The 24,047-nt window shown below is 35.9% G+C and carries 20 protein-coding genes; 6 read left to right on the top strand and 14 right to left on the bottom strand.

From position 1 onward, the window contains the following. Positions 1–36: 36 nt before the first annotated feature. Positions 37–402: a diacylglycerol kinase gene (locus tag H4J69_RS12125; protein WP_182218560.1), complete on the bottom strand. Its 366-nt coding sequence runs from the start codon at positions 400–402 to the stop codon at positions 37–39. Further along, on the bottom strand, positions 402–2,099 hold the full coding sequence (locus H4J69_RS12130; RefSeq protein ID WP_220467878.1) for a phosphoethanolamine transferase: 1,698 nt from the start codon (positions 2,097–2,099) through the stop codon (positions 402–404). The genes H4J69_RS12125 and H4J69_RS12130 overlap by 1 nt, the downstream gene beginning before the upstream one ends. 175 nt (positions 2,100–2,274) lie before the next feature. Here H4J69_RS12130 and H4J69_RS12135 point away from each other — a divergent pair, with 175 nt between their 5' ends. Beyond that, positions 2,275–3,042, top strand: coding sequence for a DUF3108 domain-containing protein (locus H4J69_RS12135; protein WP_182218558.1), 768 nt, complete (start codon positions 2,275–2,277; stop codon positions 3,040–3,042). A 666-nt stretch (positions 3,043–3,708) separates the two neighbouring features. On the opposite strand, the gene H4J69_RS12140 is transcribed toward H4J69_RS12135, so the two are convergent. From H4J69_RS12140 to H4J69_RS12155, 4 genes are all read right to left on the bottom strand, one after another. Continuing rightward, positions 3,709–4,122 (bottom strand): ACT domain-containing protein, encoded by a 414-nt coding sequence (locus H4J69_RS12140; protein ID WP_182218556.1) that lies wholly within the window; start codon positions 4,120–4,122, stop codon positions 3,709–3,711. Positions 4,123–4,149: 27 nt separating this feature from the next. Beyond that, entirely contained in the window at positions 4,150–4,464 is a 315-nt protein-coding gene (locus H4J69_RS12145; protein ID WP_182218554.1) for a multidrug efflux SMR transporter, read from the bottom strand. A 374-nt stretch (positions 4,465–4,838) separates the two neighbouring features. Next, positions 4,839–6,263, bottom strand: a complete 1,425-nt coding sequence (locus H4J69_RS12150; RefSeq protein ID WP_182218552.1) for a HAMP domain-containing sensor histidine kinase — start codon at positions 6,261–6,263, stop codon at positions 4,839–4,841. Continuing rightward, positions 6,263–6,937 carry a response regulator transcription factor gene (locus H4J69_RS12155; RefSeq protein ID WP_182218550.1) on the bottom strand — a complete coding sequence of 225 codons (675 nt, stop codon included), beginning with the start codon at positions 6,935–6,937 and terminating at the stop codon, positions 6,263–6,265. The genes H4J69_RS12150 and H4J69_RS12155 overlap by 1 nt, the downstream gene beginning before the upstream one ends. A gap of 993 nt (positions 6,938–7,930) precedes the next feature. On the opposite strand from H4J69_RS12155, the gene H4J69_RS12160 reads away from it, so the two are divergent. Together H4J69_RS12160 and H4J69_RS12165 are read left to right on the top strand one after the other, a co-directional pair. Continuing rightward, a complete protein-coding gene (locus H4J69_RS12160; protein ID WP_182244574.1) occupies positions 7,931–8,491 on the top strand; it encodes a CBS domain-containing protein in 561 nt (186 codons plus the stop codon). A gap of 321 nt (positions 8,492–8,812) precedes the next feature. Further along, complete coding sequence (locus tag H4J69_RS12165) at positions 8,813–12,676, top strand: LamG domain-containing protein (RefSeq protein WP_182244575.1); 3,864 nt, start codon at positions 8,813–8,815, stop codon at positions 12,674–12,676. A 1,036-nt stretch (positions 12,677–13,712) separates the two neighbouring features. On the opposite strand, the gene H4J69_RS20195 is transcribed toward H4J69_RS12165, so the two are convergent. From H4J69_RS20195 to fur, 4 genes are all read right to left on the bottom strand, one after another. Continuing rightward, the gene (locus H4J69_RS20195; protein WP_259364994.1) at positions 13,713–14,372 is read right to left on the bottom strand and encodes a PEP-CTERM sorting domain-containing protein; all 660 of its coding nucleotides are present in this window, start codon (positions 14,370–14,372) and stop codon (positions 13,713–13,715) included. A 597-nt stretch (positions 14,373–14,969) separates the two neighbouring features. After that, positions 14,970–15,245, bottom strand: coding sequence for a DUF2913 family protein (locus H4J69_RS12175; RefSeq protein ID WP_182217724.1), 276 nt, complete (start codon positions 15,243–15,245; stop codon positions 14,970–14,972). Between the two features lie 907 nt (positions 15,246–16,152). Next, positions 16,153–17,247 carry a hypothetical protein gene (locus tag H4J69_RS12180; protein WP_182217722.1) on the bottom strand — a complete coding sequence of 365 codons (1,095 nt, stop codon included), beginning with the start codon at positions 17,245–17,247 and terminating at the stop codon, positions 16,153–16,155. A 940-nt stretch (positions 17,248–18,187) separates the two neighbouring features. Beyond that, on the bottom strand, positions 18,188–18,631 hold the full coding sequence (fur, locus tag H4J69_RS12185) for a ferric iron uptake transcriptional regulator (RefSeq protein WP_070376273.1): 444 nt from the start codon (positions 18,629–18,631) through the stop codon (positions 18,188–18,190). Positions 18,632–18,818: 187 nt separating this feature from the next. On the opposite strand from fur, the gene H4J69_RS12190 reads away from it, so the two are divergent. Continuing rightward, positions 18,819–19,286, top strand: a complete 468-nt coding sequence (locus tag H4J69_RS12190; protein ID WP_182171757.1) for a DUF4442 domain-containing protein — start codon at positions 18,819–18,821, stop codon at positions 19,284–19,286. Between the two features lie 69 nt (positions 19,287–19,355). On the opposite strand, the gene fldA is transcribed toward H4J69_RS12190, so the two are convergent. The 4 genes from fldA to H4J69_RS12210 all read right to left on the bottom strand — a co-directional run bounded on the left by fldA (position 19,356) and on the right by H4J69_RS12210 (position 21,356). Then, positions 19,356–19,883, bottom strand: a complete 528-nt coding sequence (gene fldA, locus H4J69_RS12195) for a flavodoxin FldA (protein WP_070376275.1) — start codon at positions 19,881–19,883, stop codon at positions 19,356–19,358. Positions 19,884–19,895: 12 nt separating this feature from the next. Beyond that, positions 19,896–20,189: a LexA regulated protein gene (gene ybfE / locus H4J69_RS12200; protein WP_182217720.1), complete on the bottom strand. Its 294-nt coding sequence runs from the start codon at positions 20,187–20,189 to the stop codon at positions 19,896–19,898. Between the two features lie 9 nt (positions 20,190–20,198). Beyond that, entirely contained in the window at positions 20,199–20,420 is a 222-nt protein-coding gene (locus H4J69_RS12205) for a DUF2788 domain-containing protein (protein WP_070376277.1), read from the bottom strand. Between the two features lie 168 nt (positions 20,421–20,588). Next, positions 20,589–21,356 (bottom strand): alpha/beta fold hydrolase, encoded by a 768-nt coding sequence (locus tag H4J69_RS12210; RefSeq protein WP_182244914.1) that lies wholly within the window; start codon positions 21,354–21,356, stop codon positions 20,589–20,591. Positions 21,357–21,515: 159 nt separating this feature from the next. On the opposite strand from H4J69_RS12210, the gene seqA reads away from it, so the two are divergent. Beyond that, positions 21,516–22,103, top strand: coding sequence for a replication initiation negative regulator SeqA (gene seqA / locus H4J69_RS12215; RefSeq protein ID WP_182217716.1), 588 nt, complete (start codon positions 21,516–21,518; stop codon positions 22,101–22,103). 52 nt (positions 22,104–22,155) lie between these two features. Continuing rightward, positions 22,156–23,811 carry a phosphoglucomutase (alpha-D-glucose-1,6-bisphosphate-dependent) gene (pgm, locus tag H4J69_RS12220; protein WP_182243560.1) on the top strand — a complete coding sequence of 552 codons (1,656 nt, stop codon included), beginning with the start codon at positions 22,156–22,158 and terminating at the stop codon, positions 23,809–23,811. The last annotated feature ends 236 nt before the right edge of the window (positions 23,812–24,047 follow it).

Consider the following 24,047-nt stretch of genomic DNA (forward strand, 5'->3'; position numbering starts at 1 on the left):
AGCTTAACTTAAACTGAAGTTAAGCTTTTATGAGCATTACAGAAGTATTATTAGCCAAATGCTACTGGCGACAATAAGGCTGATCATCACTGCTGCAGATCCTAAGTCTTTTGCAAGCCCAGACAATGGATGAATCTCTAAACCAACCCTATCAACAACAGCTTCGATGGCGGTATTTAATATTTCTGTAAATATAACAAAGAGAATCGCCAGAACTAATATCACTTGTTCTTTGAAGCTTATATTAAAAACAAAAGACAGTGGTATGGCTATAATAAGCAGTAAAAGCTCTTGTCTAAATGCTGACTCATTGGCGTAAAGCCATTTAAATGCGCGTAGTGAATTTAAAGCCGCTAAATAGACTCTATGCAACCCTTTGGGTTTATTTATATTGTCAAACACTAGTCTTGAATCTCCATTGATTTGTCTTGGGTTATAGTGGTGCGTGCTATAGCACCTTGTGATTTACACGCCAGAAAAGGGTCATTATCAATATAATATGCTTTTGTTCGAACTGACATAATACTAAGTAAAGTGTCAAAAACATTGTCATGAGTTATAGGTGATTTTGCGGATGTTTTCAAGCAATTAAGGTCAAAGTCATTTTGCATTGGGTCGTTCCAATAGATCATGGGAACATGGGTTTGCTCCTCTGGAGCGAAGGCGTAGGGCAAACCATGTAAATAAAGTCCATTCTCACCAAGTGATTCGCCATGATCTGAAATATAAAGCAAAGAAGTTTCAATATCATTTTTCTCAGCCACTTGATTTAACTCATTAATAATTTTTGAGAGTACCAAGTCGGTATAAGCGATAGTGTTGTCATAACTGTTAATAAGTTGCTCTTGTGTACAATTTTGAATATCGCTGCGTTGACAATCAGGAGTGAAAATACGTTTGTCTTTAGGGTAGCGTTTAAAATAAGTGGGTCCGTGAGAGCCAATCATATGCAGTATGATCATGGTGTTTTTATGGGTTAGTTCATTAAGCTTACTTTTTAAGGGCGCTAAAAGTGCTTCGTCATAGCAGTACTCACCATCACACAAAGGGTTTGATTTGTTAGTGTCTATTTGTTTCGTTTTTACCCGCGTGCAAACGCCTTTACAACTGCCGTTATTATTACTTATCCATAAAACGTCAGCCCCCGCTAAGTGAATAAGATCTACAACATTTTGTTGTGCCATCGCAACACGTTTGTCATAACCCGTTTTATTTAATCTTGAAAACATGCAGGGGACAGAAACAGCCGTTGCCGTTCCACATGAACTCATATTTGAGAAAGAGACAACACCTTGTTTTTCGGTATATGGGTTAGTCCGTTTACTATAGCCATTTAGTGAAAAACTTTGAGCGCGAGCTGTTTCTCCTAATACCATTACGGTGACATGCTTTTTCTGACTGTCACGCACTATTGATGGTGTTGTATCTAAGACCTTAAATTCTAATGGTGGATAAAAATAATGATTTCGGACAAATTTGAATGACGAAACCACCATTTTATAAGGGATGATGTAGGTAATAAGGTCTTTATTATTTCTGCCAACAGCCGCGTAATTTGAATAGAAAAAGACGCCTATTAAAAAGACCGAGATAAGACTTAGGCCAATGATTTTTAGTCGACTTAACAGTTCTTTGAAAAAGGGCTTATAAATTAATTGTACCGAATAAATAATGAACGAGGGGAGCAATCCAAAAAATATAAAGAATATAATAGCGTGAAAATTTATGTAGGACCACGCTTCAGCCGTGTCGGTTTCTATAGTATTTTGCACCATACCGTAATCAAAAACGATCCCGTATGAAATGGTGCCATAAAATATTAAAGCAGAACAAATCACCGTAGCGATCAACAAAGGTTTAGTTAACCATCTAAATGAAAAAAGCCCTTGAATGATCATGGTTAACGCTAATAAAAATATTGGCAATGACACCAGAAAGAATAAATTATAGTTATCAAGCGCCGTAATAATCGTTGTGGATTTGATCAAAAAAGGTAAATTCAAGATCAGTGCTATGTAGCAACTGGTAAAGAACAATAATTGATTCGTTGTTAATTTTATATTGTTGAAATAAGAGATATATTTAATTATTAAATTCATAAAAACACCTATGGGTTAGTGTCTTCATAGTAATAATACAAACTTAAGGTTCGCTTAGGCTAAACTGAAAATAGCCTTTAAGATAAAAATCAATTTACCTTGGACGTGATTTACGCTAAAAAGAGAACGTTTTCCATGTGATTTTTCTGCATCACCACCACAAGGTACTATTTGGATGTTTCTCTACTCTCATTTTTTACGCTCAACTTATATTCGAACTTATATATTGTCCTGTTTAGTTATGGTCAGTTGTTATGCACAAAGTACAGAGAAACCCACTGTAGCGAATAATGCCACTTTGGCAGAATATACAGCGCATTATACCGTTTATCGAAAAGGTGATAAATATGGAACAGCAGAGCGGATGTTATCAAAAACTGCTGATAATCAGTATAAATTGACATTTAAAACGGAGGCTTCAAAATATTTTTATGTTATTAATACCGAAGAATCTAGTGAGTTTTCATATGATGCTCAACAGATAAAACCAATAAAATATACCAGCAAAGATGAGCGAACATTTAAGAAGACAAAGAATCAAACGATTGAATTTGATTATGCTAACCAACTTGTTTTAGGGAGCGATACCGCTGAACAATGGTCGCTTGCTTTAAAAGCTAATATACTCGACCCGTTATTAGTTATCGAGAAATTGAGCCATGACTTACAAAAAAAAGAACAGCATTTAGAATATTTTGTTTATGATGATAATTCAGTTAAAAGTTATATATTTGAATATTCAGGTAGAGAAAAAATTAAGACACCAATGGGGCTGGTTGATACGTTAAAGGTTTCTCGAGTAAAAACCAATAGCTCAAGAAAAACCCATTTTTGGTTAAGTGTCGAGCATAACTTTATTCCTTTTAGAGTAGAGCAAGAAAAAGAAGGTAAAGAAGTTGCAACACTCGAATTAAAAAAATTGATAATACCTGCCGTAAACTAGAAGAATCTTAAATAGGTGATTCTTCTAGTTTACCTATTAGGTTAAAGCGTGACTAGATTAAAATTCAAGCCTCAGTTTAGTCAAAAGGCGAAGAGCGTTTTTTTTTAAGCTGTCTTTTATAAAGATTAAGATTAGTATTTTTAAATTGAGTCATGTCATCTGGCATTCGCCACTAAATCGATAGTTTAGATAAAAGGTGGCCAGTGTTAAAAAACATATTTGTAACGAAACTGAACGACATTGGCATTTATTTCAATAATAGGTACTTCTTTAGGCATTACTTTTTTGAATAATAACATCGGTTATGCCACCCAATTATATTAGAACTTTCGATTTCTACCATTGACTACTGCGACCTAATACATTGACCAGCTAATGTTATTTAGGTTAACCACCAACTTTCAGAAATAAATCATCATCATTTCTGAAAAAGAGTCGTTAATACTCATTTTTATAATAGTAACTGTTCCGATTAAGCGACGTTAGCATCAATATATTATTAGGCCACTGAGCATAATCATAAGTCATAGATGCGGATTTATCCTAACTGGCAACTAAGCCAACATTGAAGTCATTAGGGTTTTAAATTTGAAAGGCAACCTCTGACAAAGTAGATACTTCAGCAGTATACAAACCATGTAATGCCTTTCAATAACCAGTACGGTATTAACCTGCAATGCCTTGTTGAGTCAGTGCGTTAAGATCAATTAATGCTTGTTCTGCATCCTTAACGGCAATAAAAACATGATCATGATAGTAAGCAGCAACCACATTTGCACTAATATTGGATTGCGTCAATTTAGTAGAAACCGCAGCGGTTAACCCAACTGCATCAAGGCTTGAATGTACATTCAATGTAATACATTTAAAAACACCAGAGTAAGAAATGCCAAATTCATCGGCTTTTTCTTTCGTCAATATAACGGTTAGTCCTTCCTTTTCTTGAAAAGTACTTAAAGGGTTTAGCAACAAAACTTGTTGATAATCGTATGTCTCAAGAGTGCCAAACACATATTCATTTTCGACTAAAACAGGCGTCATTGACGCGATTAATTTTGTTAAGTTTTTTTCACCAGACATATATATTTCCTAAGTTTAATTTTTGTATTAATTAGATATTTTTAGACCAACCACACCAACAAAGATCAAACAAAAGAAAAACAATTGTTGAATTGAAAGTGGTTGATCAAAAAAGTAATGGTTTATGATTGAAATTGATGACGCACCTATAGCTAACCAAACGAGGTATGCTTGGCTAACAGGAATGTCTTTTAATGCTATTGAGAACAACACTAAGCTAAGCGTCATTGAAAGAACAGCGAATATTACATATGGGATATTTGTAAAAGATTCTGATTTTTGAATACCAACTAACCAGCCAGCTTCTAAAATTCCTGCGAGAAATAAGATGAACCAATACATAGAGACACTCTATTAAATTTAGGGGTCGTCCCCTGAAAAAATAGAGCGGTGAGGTCGTCCCCACATCGATACTGATTTAACGCACTGGCACATTAACAAATAAAATTGATAAAGGGAAATAGCTATTATATCTACTTATGATCGTTATGGGGGCATCGTTAAAGTTAAAAGTTTTATATCATCAATGTTTGACAAAATATTAACGGCAGCTTAGTTGCCTGGTAACTGCCTTGACGTTTACGAATTATCGTAGCTTTATCGCAAATATTTAATTTTAAAGCGGTAAACATAAATGCAATTGAGTGGTACTGATGGTCGTTATTTTTCATAACGCCACAAGCTTAGTCATAGGCTAGATAAAATAATACCGTAGATCATATTATAATAGTAAAAGTAATACGTTGGTCAGGTGCTATTGCTACGTCTAAAATAGCCCCTATTCTCTCACAGTAAGATTTAACAATTGCTAAACCTAGCCCGTACCTTTCTTCGGATGTTCTTGATGAATCTTTTTGCCACAAAGGTTCAAAAAACATCGTTAAGTCTTGTTCTGAATATTCAAAACTGCTGACGTTTGAAATATCCAGCCGTATTTTATTGGTATTTTTTTCTGGCCTTACGGCAATAATCACCGGAGTTGTTTCTGGGCTATAGTAGATCGCATTATTAATCAGATTAGTTAGCACAGTAGTGAAAGCAAATTCATTGGTCTGAATATAACCACATTGCTTACTAAAGCTAAGGGTAATATTTCTGCACTGCTTATTTTCAGAGACCATGATTGTCTTGAGTAACAGCTCAACATTTACTTGTTGTTTCTCTAATTCAGCTTGATAAGTACTTTTTTGCAATAAAAGTATCCCATTGACGATATTTCTTAATCGCTGTGTGATCGCAAGTACATCCGTCTTAAAGCTTGCGGCTAACTGCTCTTCATGAGGGAATTTTATTGCAACTTCACTTAAATTAAGTAACTCGGTGATTGGCGTTTTTAACTCATGTGCAATATCAGAGGTAATTCTTTTTTCTCTGGAATAAAGAATTTTATTCTCGCTGATAAAATGGTTAATTCCGTTTGCTATTGCGATAAGTTCTTCGGGGAGTTGGCTAGTTGATATGGTGCTAATTTCAGAATTTAAATTAATCTGTTTCAGTTTGATATTTAACTCATCGAGCGGTTTTAACCCTCGCTCAACAACATTAAAAACGATAATCCTTACCGCGATAACCGCGAAAATCGAGGTCAATATAAAAATAATATCAACAAACCAAAGAATTTGATTTAAGCCCTCGTTACTCGTTGCATAGGCCAACTCCATTGGCTTTTGAGTTTTTGCAAAGAACGCTTTTGTTATTCCGTATTCTTCTCTCACATCACTGTCGATTTGAGGGATGAATTTTGTGAAATACATCCGGCCAGAACGCCCATCGGGTAGCGTTATATTTGTTATTGATGATTTGTGTAGTGTAACGTCTAACTTGGGTAAGTCGTTATTTTCAAAAAGCTTAAGTGTTTCAGAGCGCTCAAATACCTTGTCATCTCGCCATAATTGAAAATATTCAGGATCGTTAGCCCCTGAAAACTCAGGCATAAACTCATCAGCAAAATCAAAATCTACTTTGTCAGGATGCTCGCTTACTAAGGTTTCTAATAAACCGGCTTTATTAATCATCGCGCGGTCAAACTGACTGCTGATCCAACTATCAACACTAATATCAGTAATTAAAAAGAGCGAGACTAACAATATCGATATTGATATTGATATATATCGACTTAACTTTTTCTTAATAGAAGTCATTAATTTTTCTCAACAAAATAGCCGAAACCACGCTTGGTTTTTATGGGTAAATCATGACCTATATCTCTTACTTTTTTTCGGGTAGTTGATAGATGGGCTTCAATGGAATTTTTTGCTACTGCATTGTACTGGCCGGCTAGATAGTCACTTAGTTTTTCAGGAGAGACGACTTTACCTTGATTGGTAAATAAACATTCAACAAGCTTATATTCATTAGGTGTTAAATGGGCATCGATGCTATTGCATAGCAATTGTTTTAAATGGATGTCTAATGAAAAAACGCCAATATTAATTTTGCTGTCATTTATATTTAAGCTGCCTCTGCGCATTAAGCAAAGCAGACGAACATGGAGTTCATCGAATGAAAACGGTTTTGTTAAATAGTCATCAGCGCCATTTAGTAAGCCTGATATTTTATCCTCAGTCAGATCTCTTGCTGATAGTATCAGTACCCTTAGGTCTTTATTGGCTTTTCTTATAGCTTTTAATATTGCAGTGCCATCAACAGATGGCAGCATCAAATCAAGTATTAGTAGCGAGTAATCACCAGCTAAAGCCATACTCAGGCCTTCAGAGCCATCGCCAGTATCATCTACCGTGAAACCTAAGTTTGACAGCCCTATTTTTAGACTTCTTCTTAATGAAGTTGAATCTTCAATAATTAATATTTTCAAGGTAAGCCTATAATAAACAGTTTCTCTTTTTAGAAGATAGCAGAGTTAACTTAAGATTTGCTGAGTTTTTACTTAGATTATGCTGTTAGATATAACCAGTAGATAGCCTAAATAAGCGCTATCTAAAGTGTCATTTAAGAGAAATTACATGTGAAAAAGTAACTTGAAAATCATAGAAATAAAAAATTACATTTACTGACTTGAAAAAATAAACTTGTCACTCAATATATATTTAATAGTAATTTATTTTGAGAACCGCTTGAGTAAATTTATCTTCGCCATACTTTTATTTGTTATAACCAGCTCCCATGGAGAGTTAGGATATAGTATTGGCGATGAAATAAACTCGAACATTGCTCAACAATTCACTCTTGAAGTCTTCACTGATATCGCATGTGATGCAGAACCTGATGTATTGCTTATCAGCAATAAAACAAATAATCGCATCAACCAAGTTACCTATCTATTTAAAATCTCAACAAACAAAAACATCATATTATTGAATGACAAATTTCAATACCTGCACCCAAGAGCTCCTCCCTTAAAAATCGTATAAATTTCATTGCTTTTAATTAGACCATTTAAATATTGATTTTTGACCTAATCTCGACAATTTTTTGTGGAGATTTATTTAAGATGCTATCAACGATATTTTGTTATTAAACGTAGGACGCAAAATTAAAATCCTACGTTAATAAAATCGTAAAAACCTTAGTATACATACACATTTAATTCATTGTGTTCACGTTACTTTTGAGCTTGATAGTTGTCGAAAAGGTCATGCTAAGTTCGGCTGTCATATGTCATTTACTAGGCAGAAAAAACATCAATATAAAAGTGATTTGTAATTATACAAAAGATGCTTTTAATCAAGCGTTTAATTAACTGAGTAACACGATTAAAACCTTGATTAAGCAGCAGGAAAATATCATTTATTTAGTATGTGTTTTTCTGTTATAGACAAGATGATTCTTAATAAAGTGAGTAGTAATTATGACCAGTTTACAGTTATTTGATTTAGATTTAATAGATAAGATTATATCACCAGAAGATTTTCACAATATATCTTTAACATCGCCAGCTACAGATATCTTTACTGATTTTAAAGAACATAAGGCGTTAGTGATTGAAGGGGATACTAACGCTGCTGATACTTTAAAGTTGATGCTCAAAGCACATGTAAAAATGAAAATAGTTGTGTCAACAAACAATGATTTTTTAGGTATAGTGAGTACCAATGAGTTGTCAGAGCAAAGTATCGTAGCAGAAGTTGCGAAGGGCATTGCTAGAGATGAAATACTAGTAAAAGATATGATGATACCAAGGTCTATGCTACACGCACTTGATTACAAAGATATTGAAAATGCTAAGGTTAATGATGTTGTTTCAACATTAAAAAATTATGGATTACGCCATTGTTTAGTTGTTGATAGGAGTAATCACCATATAAGAGGTGTTATATCTTCGAGTGATATTGCGCGGAAATTACATTTACATATTGATATTATTACTAAAACCTCATTTAAAGATATCTTTGAGGTAATTCATGGGTAGATATTAATGACCATAAAGATAAATAATATCTTTATGGTCTCGTTATTTAACAGGTTTATTAACAGTCGTAAGCTATAGGTTGTTTGAATAAGTAAAAAAATGGATACAAGTGAGTATCCATTTTTATTTGGTGGTAAGGTAAGTTTTGTTTTTGAAGGGTGTTTTTATTGTTTTAGTGTTTTTTTTATACCTTATAAAAAAGGGCATAAGCTTAGATCTTTGACTAGTTATTTTTACTTTTCTAGTAGATACATACGATTTTTTATATATTATAATTATGATGTTTTGTAGAGGAAATAGCTTTTTAGGGGATAGTCTCAAATGTATGTTTATCATAAAAATTCTCGCTGTTTAATCGCGTGCCTTCTCTGGGCTTTATCAATATTCTCATTACCCGCTCAGGCTGTCACTGAACAAATTAGAATAAGTTCGACTAATGATGACGTAGAAGAACGTATCACGGATGGCGACATGTACCGGGATAGTACAGATCTTGAATTTGGTTTTGATGAGTTTGTTGGCGGTTTACAAATTGTTGGTATGCGCTTTCAAAATGTCAATATTCCTCAAGGTGCAACCATAAATTCAGCTTATATTTTTTTCGAAACTGATGAGCGTGACAGTGGTGCTACTACTCTAGTTATATTTGGCGAAGATGCTGACAGCGCTAATCAATTTTCCAGTGTTGCTAATAATATTAGCAACAACCGAGCTAAAACCTCAGCAGCGGTAAATTGGACACCATCAGCTTGGAATACTATTAGTGCCCTTCATCAAACGCCTGATCTTAGCCGTATCATTCAAGAGATTGTTGATAGAGCCGGTTGGTTGGCTAACAATAATCTAGTACTGATTGTTGAACCTGGTTCGGGGTGCATATTACCGACTTGCCAACGTACTGCAGAATCATATGATGGGGAACGTAATAACGGCCCGTTATTAGTTGTTGATTACACACCAAAACCGATTAAATTATCTGTATATACCGAGGACGTGATCGGTGAGTATGGTGTTTCTAGTTATGGCGGTTCAAGTCAAGACAGAACCGGAGCGGTAGAGATAAGAGATGCTGGTTTAGGGCTTTACATGGATGGTAATCGTTGGCAAAAGATTGATTTTCCTTATACGGTTACCGTAGATACGGTTATAGAATTTGATTTTCAAAGTACTGTTGAGGGTGAGATACACGGTTTAGGTTTTGATAACGATTTAGGCATCAGCTCAGATAAAAGTTTTAGGGTACATGGCACACAAAACTGGGGGATTTCTAATTTTGCTACTTATACCGGTAACGGTACAACCCATTTTACTATTCCTGTAGGCGAATTTTATACCGGTAATTTTCAATATTTATTTTTTATAAATGACGATGATAGAAGACAAAGAGCTGATAGCTTTTTCAGTAATATCGTTGTTTATGAAAAAACAAACCTGTTAGTTGAGTATCACTTTGATGAATTAAGCTGGGGCGGAAACAGTGGTGAAGTACTTGATAATTTAAGTAACGGCCTTAATGGTACTGCCATTGGTAATAGCACGACCATTAATGATGGACAGGTATGTAGAGCGGGTACTTTTGACGGTAGTGGCGATTACGTCGAGGTACCGGGTATCGATGAATACCTTAGTACGACAGCAAGTCTTTCCTTTTGGATAAATACTCTTCAAGTTGGTAATAATACTGCTTGGAATGCCCCTGGTATTGCCGGTGTTGAGCAAAACGGTGGTGGCAATGATATTTTTTGGGGCTATATAGATGCCTCTGGGCATATACGAATACAAAAAGGTAATGGACGTTCCGCCGTTTCAAACCAACCTATTAATAACGGCAGTTGGCACCATGTTGTATTAACTTGGGACAGCTCAACCGGAGTAGTGCAAGTATTTGTAGATGGAAAGTTAGACAATTCTGTAACCTCTGAAATTGGAGATGTGAGTACAGCCTTCTCTAGTATTGGTCTCATTAAAAACAATGGAGTAAATTTTAACGGTCAACTCGACGAATTGCTGGTTTTTGGTTCAGTGCTATCTTTAAATGATGTGCGTACTATTTATAACAACCAACTTACCGGCGAAAAAAATTATAACGGTAGTCCGCGTACTTGTCCTGAACCCGTTGTTCATCACTACGAAATCGTACATGATGGCCAAGGGTTAACTTGTGCAGAAGAGTCTGTGACCGTTAAAGCCTGTATTGATGAAAGCTGCTCAAGTTTAAGTGCCGTATCAGTGTCATTAGATTTCCTTGCTGATGGCAATATCATCAGTTCACCTACTTTTAACGGTAGTGCTCGCATTGATTTTAGTTATACCAGCGTTGAAACCTTAACCTTCTCAATAGCAAACGCTTCAGTTACCTCTTCTAATCCCTTTGTGTGTGATGATGGCGTTGGCTCTTCTTGTGATATGGCGTTTAGTAATGTTGGTTTTAGGTTCCTCTACGGTGACGATAATCGATTGACATTAACGAATCAAATATCAGGTTCGGTATTTGACGATACATTAAAGTTGCAGGCTGTAAAAGATACTCTTGGAGTGTGTACGGGGTTATTTAATGATGATGTTAGCGTAGCTTTATCGCAAGAAAATATCGATCCTGTTGGGACGAGCGGTCTTAGCTTTACCACTAACAATAGGATTATTGCCAAACATCCAAACACTTCACCTACCACGTTACAGTTTACGGGTGATAGTATTGCCGTCATACCCATGCCAATTTATCATGATGCAGGTCAAATTCGTTTGCATGCTAGTTATACCTTAGGTGAATCAACAGTATTGGGAACGAGTAATACCTTTTGGGTAAGTCCAGCTAAATTAATTGTTAGTGCTAAAGCGGGCACAACTGATATAAATGGCGCAACGTCAACGGCAACTAAAGTACACCCAGCAGGTGCAAATTTTGAGTTAAGTGTAAAAGCATTCAATAGTCTTGATGTTATTACGCCAAACTACTCGCCAGGGCAAATACAAATTAAGTTAAGTAGGACAGGTCCAACAGTAGGTGTAAGTGCAGATGGTAATTTTAATTATGCAACAACAGGTCTATTAAAGGCTTATCTAAAACCTGAATTTGAAAATGTAACGCTTAGTGATTTTTCTTCAGGTGTATCTACTTATAGTGAAGCACAATATTCAGAAGTAGGCTTGCTTAACTTAGCGGTAAAAGACAGTAATTATGGCAATGCTAATATTACTGTTTTAGCTGATGCAATTGATATCGGTCGCTTTATCCCCGATCACTTTATTCAAACAATAGCAGAAGATGGTTATTTTTTGGCGACATGTAACTCAGGAACAACATTTGCCTACAGCGGCCAAAAAGACGAAGCGACTAACACTATTGGTGCAATAACATACTTAACTAATCCAACACTGGCTATTACGGCTTACAATCAACAGGGCCAAATTACCCAGAACTATACCGACAGTTATATGAAGCTCAGCAATACGGGGGTTAGTATCACTGAGCCGACTTTAGACCAAGTGGCGATAGGCGCTGATAGCACTAAACTATTGTTAACGGCTAATATGAATACGGGTATTTTGAGTCAAAATGATTTAACAACATTAATACCCGAAGATAATCCGCTCCCTAAAGGGGTATTGCACTATCAACTATCAAATAGTGATAACTTTTTTTATGACCGCTCTGCCAACGCTCTGGTGGCACCCTTTACCGCTGATATTGATTTTTCAATAGCTTCAATTACCGATTCTGACAATGTTAACGTAATAACGACGGCTGATGCGTCACCGGTGGGAGTCGAAATTCGCTTTGGAAGATTATCATTAGTCAATAGCTTTGGGCCTGAAACTGCCAATCTTAACCAACTGATCAATAGTGAACATTTTGATGGTACAACTTTTATTACTACCACTGATAATAATTGTGTTACTTATAACGCAGATAAAATTTCCCTGAGCAATATTAGTTTAGACCCCGCACTTACTCGTGCAGAAGGACAGGGTGTGTTTATGACGGGTAAAGCTCGGGATATTAAATTGACAGCGCCGGGATCAGGTAAACAAGGGGAAATAGGCGTCTTGTACGATAGCTATGACTGGTTGAAATATGATTGGGACAATGATGGTGAGTATGATGATAATCCTACTGCTGTTGCCACCTTTGGAGTCTTTAGAGGAAATGATCGAGTCATCTCGTGGCGAGAAGTTATTAACTAATCATAGGTGGGCATAGTTAACAAAATAGCTTTGTGCCTTTATTATTTAAAGGATGAAATATAAACCCCATGTTCTAACAACCGCTCTCTAAATCATTAAAGTTTGGGTAGCAAATGTTTATTGCTAGACATCACGATTAAAAATAACCTTTTTAATCGTCTCATTAATATTTTTGGCATACGCTAATTAGTCATATTAAAAATGCTTTTTAAACGACTTTAATACCGCATATACTCCGCGCTGATCCTGTTCGAGGGTCGGCGAGTGACTCGTATCCTCAAACTCTATATATTGAGATTCAACTCCAGGGGATTGACCTTCTCTAAACGTAATTCCCCCTTAAACAATCGCTACATCCTTGTCTGCGTTACCCTGTATGATTAAGGAGGGAGGATCTGCACAATTATGGATCTTCATGAATAATTAGAACTCTCGTTCAGGATTTTCTTGGCTGTAGCTAGATTGAGTTAAATCGATTGAAAAATTTTCGTCAAAAATCGTGAGAAAACTATAAAAAACGTCACAAAAAATAAGGAAATTTAAAAACCTCCTAAGCTATGTACTGAATGGTCACTTATCAGCCAATTGCGGACATTAAGCCTTAGCAAATTCAGGAGTATATTTAGGGTAATATTAACCAAAATTTTCTGCTCACTTGTGGGGCTGGTTTAAGCTCAAAGGACTCTGTGGCGTATCGTCGCTGGACACAAAACCTTTCCACACTGCGGTCTTGATTAATGGAGATATTTAACTCATATGCTGAACGCTTTAAAGCGTATAGCTGATGTTAGTATTAATATTAAACAACTACATTCGTAGATTTACACGCCTTTATGAGCCGCACAAAAACTGGACCTGCGTTTGTCTCATTCCACCATCCTTGGCGATCAAAAAAGCACCTACCTAATTGGAAGATGCTTCTTGGTGATTCTTTTATAAATTACGTGACAACGCTGGCTTACATGGCTTGGCTAATATAAACCAAAGCATTGGGTCGTCGATAATTAATTTTGATATTGAATCAGTAAATTTAAGATTACTTCTTGAACCGACGTGATACTAAACCCATCATTCCTAATGCAAAAATAGCAAGTGTTGACGGCTCGGGTACATTGGTCTGGGTGGTTGTGGCAAATGTCTCGTATTGGTACTCTAAACGTACACTGCTAAAACCGCCGCCTATACAATGGTAATCATCCTCACAGTACGCGTCCCCTCCGCTCAACCCCCTAAACATTGCGTCAGCCCCGCTTCCGAAAATTCTCACATAAATCCATTGAATCCCGACAACGCCTGTGGCCGGCGCGATGTCCATTACATCGCTTATAGTGAATTCATACATCACCACCGACCCGCCGCTTTCCACAATATCAAACGTTGCAACATCGTACGTCTTAACCCCCAAGGCTTCATAAGTCATAAAGTCATCAATACTGACTTCGACGGCCGCGTTCCACTCGTCGGCAGCTATATCGCAACAATCATTCACTATACGTAGCCACATGCTAAGACTATAATGTAATTTAACATTCCTTAACGTGCCTAACGTATCATCAAATTCGTCAAAACTTATAACACTCCCAATATTATGCTTAACGGCGTCTATTGTAATCAAACCAGCGTTTGCGCCACCCGTAATAAACATGGTTATGGCGTAAAACACGGCTAGTATCTGGTTTCGGAACTTAAATTTCATTTGGTGTTTCCATATCACGTTAATTGAAATGCCCATAGAAGGACAATTTATTCCTAAGGTGAGGACTTCATATCAGCAAAAACTCAACACGGGAAGTGTCTAGAATTAGGAAACAGGAAGAGACTACTGTCTATTATGCTTATTCAGCACGAATTACGCCATCATTAAATTATCTATAAAATACAATGTGTTGGTTTGTTCTATATTTATTAAACATAAGAAAATGTAAAGAAACCTGACACTTTTATTTGGATGGAAATATCGAAAAAAAAGAACTTAAGGAGCAATTTACAATTTCAATAGTATCAAATCAAAGCCAGTTAACTATCTTGGATGATCACTGGCCGCTAAAATACTAAAAACAGTACGCAATGCATGACTGGTAAGTGCGATCCACAAGTCAGTCACGACTTATTTATTCATATAACTGCATCTCGCTGAAATTGAAATTTGATAACAACCGCTGACCATCTGCTTAACTGCTATCAGTTGACCTAAAGATTAGCCACTAGGCCATGTCAACAAGGCGCACTTTGAAGTCATGCCATGAAACTTCGTGACTGACGGCAATGGTGGCTTAGATGCCAGTCAGGGATCTTAAGAATCGGGAGCATTATAAACATCGAACGTAAGTTTTTTTAACTCAAATAATTCTAGCTCTAATTTTTTATCTTTTTGACGTCCCAGTCGTAGCATGAGCTGAATATTCTTTTTTTGATCTTTATAAGCCGCTAACTTCAATTTAGGTTTTAAAAACTTAACTAGTATCGCATTTCTAGCTGTAGCAGAAGTATAACTATCATTTGACTGAACTGTGAAGTAAAGATGTAATAAAGCCTCAAAGCAAAGATTTAGTAGATTTTCGTGGTACATGGATAGCCATTAAATATTGTAGTTTCTATATGATAATTTTTTTTGATCATTTTTGCCACAGAGGAGTCTTTAGTAACGATAAATTTTGAAAGCATTTTTGGTCACTGTTGTCGGTTCTCTTGTCGTTAGTGAAGCCAATGCTAACTTCCGCTATCGTATCTTTGCTGACCTTATTGGATCGTTGACGGGTTACAAAATTTTCTCCGGTGTAAATTAAATGTTAAATTTCCTCATCGTGTGAGTCATTTCTTATTATTTGTGACGAACCACGCAATTTATTGCAGACTATTGCATTTTTGATTAAATATTTGTAAGACATATCTTACGTTAATGTAAGATATTGAGTAAGTAGATGTAAAAAAAAAGACGTGTTATATACTTTAGTTGTTGATTATGTTGGTTTTTGTATATTTACATGCTTGTTACATTTTTATATCGTTAAATATAAAATATTATTATGGGTACGAATAAATCTTAATTAACGTAATATTAACCACATCAGGAAGATGCAGGTCAGGAAGACCGATAGAGTAGAGTACTCTTAAAAGGACGCTTGAAGGAATAGGCCCGATGACAGGAGTCATCGAAGGAATTAAACGGATTTAGGTTAAAGGAATAACGGCTAGAGGAACAAGCCAGATGACAGGAGTCATCGAATGAACTAAATGGATTTAGGTTAAAGGAATAACGGCTGACGGAATAAGCCCAAGGATGAAATATCACTATTGATGTGACTCAGGACGAGTTGCAATCACGGAAGATGAATGGAAAGCAAAGGATTATTAGGAAACACTACGGACAGTTCTTTATGGATGAAGCGGGACACATATAATATGCAGGATGCATATAAGCTAGTTCAGGAAATACGGCTCTTAGAGCCGTATTTTTTTGCTTAAAATATAGTAATTTAATTCTCAAGGAATGTTGAATAATATGGGTGCTTACCTAAAATGGCTTGGCTACCCTTAAGAGAAAAGGTATAACCACATAAAGTAAAGCTGCTTCTAATGGCAATATTCTTGATTATCACTTTAGTATCTAGTGGTGAAAACCGCGCTAAATAGTCACCATTATTTTCTTGATTAACGTCCAATGTTCTAATCACTTCACCACTATCATAAGAGATAACCTGACAGCTTTTATCACCTTGTGCGGTCATTTGTTGCCATAAAAAACCACTAATAGATTTGTCACCCTGCCATTTTATAGTAATACCATCAAAAGATGATGCCAATAAAGAAAAGTTATCAGGCAGTGTAACTTCGTGCCTCAGGGATAATTTTGATTGCTCTATGGCTGTTGTTTCATTAGTGTTTGCTGCTATAACGTCATCATCAACTGAGGTAATACTCGATGGCAGAATTATTGCCATTATGATGATTAATATTAGTACTGTTAACACTAATACCTTCTGTTTATTGTTAAGTAGCTTCAGCCTGATCGCTTCACCAATATCATTAGCAGGGGAAACAGGCGAGTCTTTAGCTTTGTTATCATGTTGAGCCAACGTATCAGGGGTATCTTGATAGGAGCTTGCCAATGAATCTTTTACTTCGTGCTGATTAAATGTCGGTTCTATACGTTTTTGAGGTTGAGAACTTCCTTTTTTTATATAGCCCGTTAAATCGACATCACCAGCGTAACCAAGAATATGATTAATTTTTTGGCTTTTGTAGGTCATTAAGAATGTAGAAATAGCTAAAGGGAGTAAAAGTAACCAGTAGCTTATGGTGTTATCACTGATGACGATAATTAACCCAGCAAGTAAAAAGCTGGCTGTAGGTGGCAGCAACCAGCTTATCTTGAGGTTGGCATCATTTAGACGACGTTTTGTTGAAAGAGTAAAAATACCTGCAAAAATAGACAATGCCATAAAAGATAATAAGTTGTTAAAAGAAAAAATGGCGCTAGTAAGGGTAAACAACAAGTAACAACTTATATGAATAGCGATGAATCGACGACGATTATCTGAACCGGTTAAACAAAATAGTGACTTCAACAAAAGCACATAAACTCCTAAAAATATTGTTTGATCTGAAAACTTTGGCAAGAGTAACCAATTTTCTTTTAACTTTCAGTGATATTTTCATATTCCATCACTTATCATCTTGATACCTTCCGACAAAGTCACACCTCTGGTGTAAGCCATTTCGCACAATGACGTCAGTGATCATACAATAATTTGTAAGTGTAAAAAGAAACACTTTGTAACTATATGTTTAATAGTAATAAATTTTAATTGTTCGATAAAAAGACAAAATAACGTTAATTTTATTTCGTTTACCTTGCTAGCGACAAAACACATGAATGCTAATATTTATCTTGTCAGGACGACACAAGTTATGGATAACACTACAAATAAGTTTAAGGGATAAATACTATTTGTTGAACACGTATAGGAAGTACGAAATGGAAAGTGGTATAAGTTAATATTCAGTTGATAAAGGATTTACCCGCAAGGACACTAACATTTCCAACGGAATGGAAGGTAAATGGATTTACATGAATGGATGCAACAACAAGTGCTGAAGTTAACTTAATTTACTACGCTTATAATGAATGAAAATTTATGGATGAAACTAGCTGAGAAGGGATACTTAACACAGAGATAATACCTCTGCTTATACGGAGTCATTTAAAGGAATTAAATGAACAGTTAGTACTGAAATGGATGTTAATTAAGGATAGTAATAAAGTTTGAGTAAAGTGATATTACCCAAAAATAATTTCCGTATGATTTAGGAAATTTAAAAATTAGCAAATGGATTTGCAGCATTATAATTAGCAACGAAAAAAGCGACTTTTATGTCGCTTTTTCTTTGTCTAGAAAAAGATTATTTACACACCTAATTTATCTTAATACTTGTCGAAATTATATTGTTGTTCAGTAAAGAAAAAACCTGCTAAAAGCAGGTTTTATTAAGCGAAATTCATACTACAACTTAGCTATTAGATGTTCGGTATGAATCACAAGCTTCTTCATCTTCACACTCACCATATAAATATAAACTATGGTTTGTTAGCTTTATTTTATGTGATTTAGCAATATCTTCTTGGCGTTGTTCAATGACGTTATCTTCAAACTCAACTACTTTGCCACATTTTAAGCAAACAAGATGGTCGTGATGCTTTTTATGACTTAATTCGAAAACTGATTTACCGCCTTCAAAATGATGACGACTAACAATGCCCGCATCGTCAAATTGATTAAGTACACGGTAAACGGTAGCCAAGCCAATCTCTTCATTCTGCACTAATAATATTTTGTAAACATCTTCCGCACTAATATGCTGATTATTCGGATTTTGCAAAATAGTGAGAATTTTGATTCGCGGCAGGGTGATTTTTAATCCAGCTCTTTTTAGCTCTTCATTTTGGTCTGCCATTAACTTTAATTCTCTAATTCGGTAATTTAAACAAAATTATAGGGGGTTCTTCTGCTTGAGGGAAGCCTTAGTTGAAATGAATAGTAAATTCATTGGCTTTGATTTTCGAAATTTGTATAAACACCAATAGCTTTACTGGTACGATGAGTTGTATGAGCGAGTGATTATAGGATCAAAGGAGATTTAGATGTTAAGAAAAGCGTGGTTATTAAAATTACTGCTAAATATTTGGCCGCCATTTTTATTTACGGGTATCAAAGTTACAGAGCTATCTAGTGATTTTAGACAAGCCAAGGTGCGTTTAAAAATGCGAGCATGGAATAAAAATGCTTTAGGCACACATTTTGGAGGTTCACTATTCTCGATGACCGACCCTTTTTATGTGTTAATGATTTTAGCGCGTTTAGATAATCAATATTATGTCTGGGATAAATCAGCTGACATTGACTTTATCAGACCAGGGAAAGGCGAAGTAACAGCTGATTTTTACGTCAGTGATGATTTTATTAATGAGATTATTGAAAAAACCCGTCATGGTGAAAAATATCAACCCACGGTCAATGTTTATGTCAAAAATATTGATGGTGAGCTAGTGGCTAAACTAAATAGGCGTTTATATATACGTCAGAAGAATAAACCGACTTTATTGACCTAATTAGGTAAAAGTAAGACAAAAAAAAGCCTGTCGATACAGGCTTATTATTAGTGGCTTATAAGAAATAAATTAGTCTGCAAGTTCTGCTAAACACATTTCTTCAAATATTTGAGTAACCCACTTGTCAATTCTCGCTTCAGTTAATTCTGGCTGACGGTCTTCATCAATACATAAACCAATAAACGTTTTTTCATCAACTAAGGCTTTAGATGCTTCAAATTCATAACCTTCAGTTGACCAGTTACCAACAATAATTGCGCCTCTCGACTCGGCAATATCTTTTAAAGGTTCCATTGCGTCACAGAAGTATTCAGAATAATCCTCTTGATCACCTAAACCAAAAATAGCGACTAACTTATCGGTAAAGTCTACTTCTTCAAGCTCAGGTAAGAAGTCGTCCCAATCACATTGATTTTCGCCATAATACCAAGTTGGAATACCTAAAATGATTAAATCAAATTCAGCTATTTCTTCTTTTGTACTTTTTGCGATGTCTTTTACTTCAACTAATTTTTTGCCTAACTTTTTTTGAATAGTTTTGCTGACAGCTTCAGTATTGCCTGTATCACTACCGAAAAATAAACCTACAATTGCCATGGTATAAAACCCTTATTTACTAATATTTAATGCTGGTGTCGTCATTGAATTTTTCAATATCGACTCAATAAGTTCTCCGCGACTAACACCTTTAACTTTAGCTAAGTCGTCGAGTTGCTCAAACAAGTCTTGATGTATTTTAAACTCAACTCGTTTTAAGCCATTGTTTTTATCGCGTTTAACTTGATTGCGCTTGTTTATTTTTACTTGCACGCTACGCGAATGAGGATTTGTTTTTGGGCGCCCGGGACGCTTTTCATCACTAAACAAATCAATAGTGGTTAAATCACTTGCTTCTTTTGCCATTGTTAACTCTTACCCAACCCCTTGGCTTTCCCAAACCAGTTGAATAATGCCTTTGGCAATAAAGCCAGCACAACCTAAAAATAGAACCAAATAAACGACCATACGGCCCATTTTGGGAACATCATTTTTTGTCATTACATCATGGACTGATAAGCCAATGAAAATAAAGATAAAAGCAAAAAATAAATTCAAACCAATAGTTTCAATAAGTTCTAAGTTTTCAGCTAACATAATTCACCCTAAAAATTTCAGGCGCACTATAGCATAATCTAACGCTTAAACACATAATTTTTACCACAAATGACAAGGCAATTTGACGCTATTTTTTCAATCAATTAATTGTAGCAAACCTAAAAAGGTTATTTGATTCATTCGTTTTAAAGCGTTTATAAGTCGATATTAAAGGCTTAAATAGTCATTAACAATTTTGTTAAATACTGTCGTTTTCTCTGCATGTAACCAATGCCCCGTGCCTTGTATGATTTTGGCTCGACTATTTGGAAATAATGCTTGGATAATATCACTATGCGCTGCGGTTATATAATCAGAGTTACCACCTTTGATAAAAAGGGTTTCACCTTTAAAATCTTGTTTACCTTCATTTGCCGCCATTATTTGTCGATAACATTGCTGAATATTATCTAAATTGCATTTGAAATTGAATTTTCCATCTTTGGCCACTAAATTACGCAATAAAAACTGCCTAACGCCTATGTCATCAACGAATGCAGACAATTGCTTGTCTGCATCTTTTCTATTATGAATGTCTTCAAGCTTAATACTTTGTAAACCTTCAATAATTAGATTGTGGTGAGGTGGATAGGCAACAGGCGCGATATCAGCAACAATAAGCTTATCCACTTTTTCACTATGGTCTAGTGCAAGCTGCATGGCTATTTTACCGCCCATCGAATGTCCAAGGATATGGGCACGTTCAATATTAATCATTGCCATTAGATCGACAACGTCTTGGGCTAATTCTTGATAGCTCATTGAATTTTTGTGAAAAGATAAACCGTGATTTCTCACATCGATATTAGTTACTCGGTAATTATCTTTTAAACCTTTTGCCACCATATTGAGATTTTCTAAACTACCGAATAAGCCATGTATTAAAATAATATCGGCGCCGGAGCCTTGTTGTTGGTAATGTAAATTCTTAGTCATTGATAGCTCATCGAATGTATATACTTGCTTTAACCTTTATTGTCTTAGCTTTTATTGCACCATGCAATTATTTTGAGGCTTTATCGAGATATTGGCGCTGGAAAGTTTTCCTTAAGCTAAGTATAATCCTGCGCGAATAATAAAATTCTAGGGTAATTAATGAAAAACATTGAAATAGATGAAGAACTTTATCAACACATAGTGTCGAATACCCAATTTATTGGCGAAAGTGCTTCGTCAATCTTGCGTCGCTTACTGAGTTTAACGTTAGCTGAAGATGCGCTTGATGATCTTGTCGAAAGTGTTCAAGATGTTGAAGTCACCACTGACAACTTAGTGCCTGGCGTTGAAGAAAATATCGAAATGGAAGCCGTGATAGTTGAAGAAGTAATGGCAGAACCACCTAGTATTGATAATGTACTCAATTATATCAATAAAGAAGAGTTAGCCATGCAACGTGGTGCAGTTGGTCGATTTTTACTTATTCTTGCCGCTTTATATCGCGTGCACAGTGAAAGTTTTGCTGTTGTCTCTGAGATCCGCGGGCGAGACCGTCTATATTTTGCCAAAAGCAAAGATGAGCTTTCCGCCAGTGGTAGCAGTACCAAACCATTACAAATACCTGATAGTCCATTTTGGGTAATGACAAACTCGAACACTACCCGTAAAAAAATGATGTTAACGAAAGCATCGCTAATGTTAGGTTACACTAACGAAGATGCCGAAAATATTAGAGATCTTTTATAAGCCGTATAAAGTTGTCGACGATAATATTTAAATAAAAAATAAAGGGAATATCATGACTATTCATGCACACGCAGGAAAACCAGTTAGACCACAAGACCGTATCAATATTGGTAAATTAGTCAGTGATTATTTTTTATTAAGGCCAGACGTTGCCATTACCGCACAAAGGGTAACTTTTGGTACCTCAGGTCATCGCGGTAATGCCAGTAAAACCAGCTTTAATGAGCAACATATTCTGGCTATTTGCCAGGCAGTTGCCGAACATCGCATTGAACAAGGATTGAAAGGGCCATTGTTTTTAGGTAAAGATACCCATGCCCTTTCAGAGCCCGCTTTTGCTAATGCGCTGTCGGTGTTAATTGCTAATAACATCCCGGTCGTTATTCAAGACGATGATGGTTTTACACCAACCCCGGTTATTTCTAGGCTCATTATTGCTCATAATAAATTATCGATAAATAAAGATAAGCAAGCCGATGGTTTAATTATTACCCCTTCTCACAATCCACCAACAGATGGCGGCATTAAATATAATCCAGCTCATGGCGGGCCAGCTGAAGGTGGTGTGACTAAAAAAATTGAACAACGAGCCAATGACTTAATTGCCGAAAAGCTCATCAATGTCAAACAAGTTAGCTACCAGCAAGCTTGTTCGTCCGCTTTATTATCAAAACAAGACTTTATTACTTTTTATGTTAACGAACTTGAACAAGTGGTTGACATGAAAGCTATTGCGAAAGCCGGTGTTAAAATTGGTGTTGATCCGCTTGGTGGTTCAGGGATTCATTACTGGCCAGTTATCGCAAAGAAATATCAGTTAAATCTTGAAGTTGTCAATCCTGTTGTTGATGCCAGTTTTGCTTTTATGCCACTTGATAAAGATGGCAAAATTCGCATGGATTGCTCATCTCCTTATGCCATGGCCGGACTCATTGCTTTAAAAGACAAGTTTGATATTGCTGTTGGCAATGATCCCGATTTTGATCGCCACGGTATCGTCACTCGCACGGGCGGGTTAATGAACCCTAATCATTACTTAGCCGTTGCTATATATTATTTGATGACTCATCGTGACTGGCCTAAAACCAGTAAAATTGGGAAAACGTTAGTGTCTAGTTCACTTATAGACCGTGTTGCTAACTATATTGACCGTCCTTTATCAGAAGTGCCGGTGGGCTTTAAATGGTTTGTCGATGGTCTCAGTGATGCTTCATATGCATTTGGTGGTGAAGAGAGTGCGGGTGCTGCTTTTTTATCTCGTGATGGTAGTTGCTGGACAACAGATAAAGACGGTTTTATTATGGCGTTATTGGCAGCAGAAATTCTTGCTGTTACCGGTAAAGACCCCTATCAACTATACCAAGAGCTTGCTGAAAAATTAGGTGAGCCTTGTTATGGACGTGTTGAAGCCGTTGCAAGTTTTGAACAAAAACAAGTGCTAACTTCATTAAGCGCTAACGACATTACGACTACGATGCTCGCTGGTGAAAAAATTAACCAAGTTTTATCACACGCACCTGGCAACAATGCCGCTATTGGTGGTGTGAAAGTTACGACTGACAATGGTTGGTTTGCTGCTCGTCCTTCAGGGACCGAAGACATTTATAAAATTTATGCCGAGAGTTTTATCGATCAAAAACACTTAGCCCTTATTATTACCGAAGCCCAAGTACTGGTAAGTGCTGCTTTTACTAAAGCCGGTTTATAGGTCGATAGTTAAGATAAAGGTATCAGAATTTTTCCCCTGCTATAAATTGAAATAACATAATAATATTGGTTAGTGACCTAAATCATTAACCCATATTATATGCTAGCACTGCCAAACGTCGCTACTTCTCATCACTTTTCTTTATCGTCGCTTTAACTTTTATTGTGATCAAACCAAGCAATAATCTCTATTTTTTTGTACAATATAAGTAATTTTTATTGCCTTAGTGAATGTGG

Origin of the sequence: Colwellia sp. BRX10-9 (assembly GCF_014077405.1) — a bacterium.
In the GTDB taxonomy this organism is placed as follows: domain Bacteria; phylum Pseudomonadota; class Gammaproteobacteria; order Enterobacterales; family Alteromonadaceae; genus Colwellia_A.

Bases quoted from the DNA above. Each gene is read 5' to 3' on its own strand.
- H4J69_RS12130 (WP_220467878.1), bottom strand. From the start codon at position 2,099: ATGAATTTAATAATTAAATATATCTCTTATTTCAACAATATAAAATTA.
- H4J69_RS12135 (WP_182218558.1), top strand. From the start codon at position 2,275: ATGTTTCTCTACTCTCATTTTTTACGCTCAACTTATATTCGAACTTAT.
- H4J69_RS12140 (WP_182218556.1), bottom strand. From the start codon at position 4,122: ATGTCTGGTGAAAAAAACTTAACAAAATTAATCGCGTCAATGACGCCT.
- H4J69_RS12145 (WP_182218554.1), bottom strand. From the start codon at position 4,464: ATGTATTGGTTCATCTTATTTCTCGCAGGAATTTTAGAAGCTGGCTGG.
- H4J69_RS12150 (WP_182218552.1), bottom strand. From the start codon at position 6,263: ATGACTTCTATTAAGAAAAAGTTAAGTCGATATATATCAATATCAATA.
- H4J69_RS12160 (WP_182244574.1), top strand. From the start codon at position 7,931: ATGACCAGTTTACAGTTATTTGATTTAGATTTAATAGATAAGATTATA.
- H4J69_RS12165 (WP_182244575.1), top strand. From the start codon at position 8,813: ATGTATGTTTATCATAAAAATTCTCGCTGTTTAATCGCGTGCCTTCTC.
- H4J69_RS20195 (WP_259364994.1), bottom strand. From the start codon at position 14,372: ATGAAATTTAAGTTCCGAAACCAGATACTAGCCGTGTTTTACGCCATA.
- H4J69_RS12175 (WP_182217724.1), bottom strand. From the start codon at position 15,245: ATGTACCACGAAAATCTACTAAATCTTTGCTTTGAGGCTTTATTACAT.
- fur (WP_070376273.1), bottom strand. From the start codon at position 18,631: ATGGCAGACCAAAATGAAGAGCTAAAAAGAGCTGGATTAAAAATCACC.
- H4J69_RS12190 (WP_182171757.1), top strand. From the start codon at position 18,819: ATGTTAAGAAAAGCGTGGTTATTAAAATTACTGCTAAATATTTGGCCG.
- fldA (WP_070376275.1), bottom strand. From the start codon at position 19,883: ATGGCAATTGTAGGTTTATTTTTCGGTAGTGATACAGGCAATACTGAA.
- ybfE (WP_182217720.1), bottom strand. From the start codon at position 20,189: ATGGCAAAAGAAGCAAGTGATTTAACCACTATTGATTTGTTTAGTGAT.
- H4J69_RS12205 (WP_070376277.1), bottom strand. From the start codon at position 20,420: ATGTTAGCTGAAAACTTAGAACTTATTGAAACTATTGGTTTGAATTTA.
- H4J69_RS12210 (WP_182244914.1), bottom strand. From the start codon at position 21,356: ATGACTAAGAATTTACATTACCAACAACAAGGCTCCGGCGCCGATATT.
- seqA (WP_182217716.1), top strand. From the start codon at position 21,516: ATGAAAAACATTGAAATAGATGAAGAACTTTATCAACACATAGTGTCG.
- pgm (WP_182243560.1), top strand. From the start codon at position 22,156: ATGACTATTCATGCACACGCAGGAAAACCAGTTAGACCACAAGACCGT.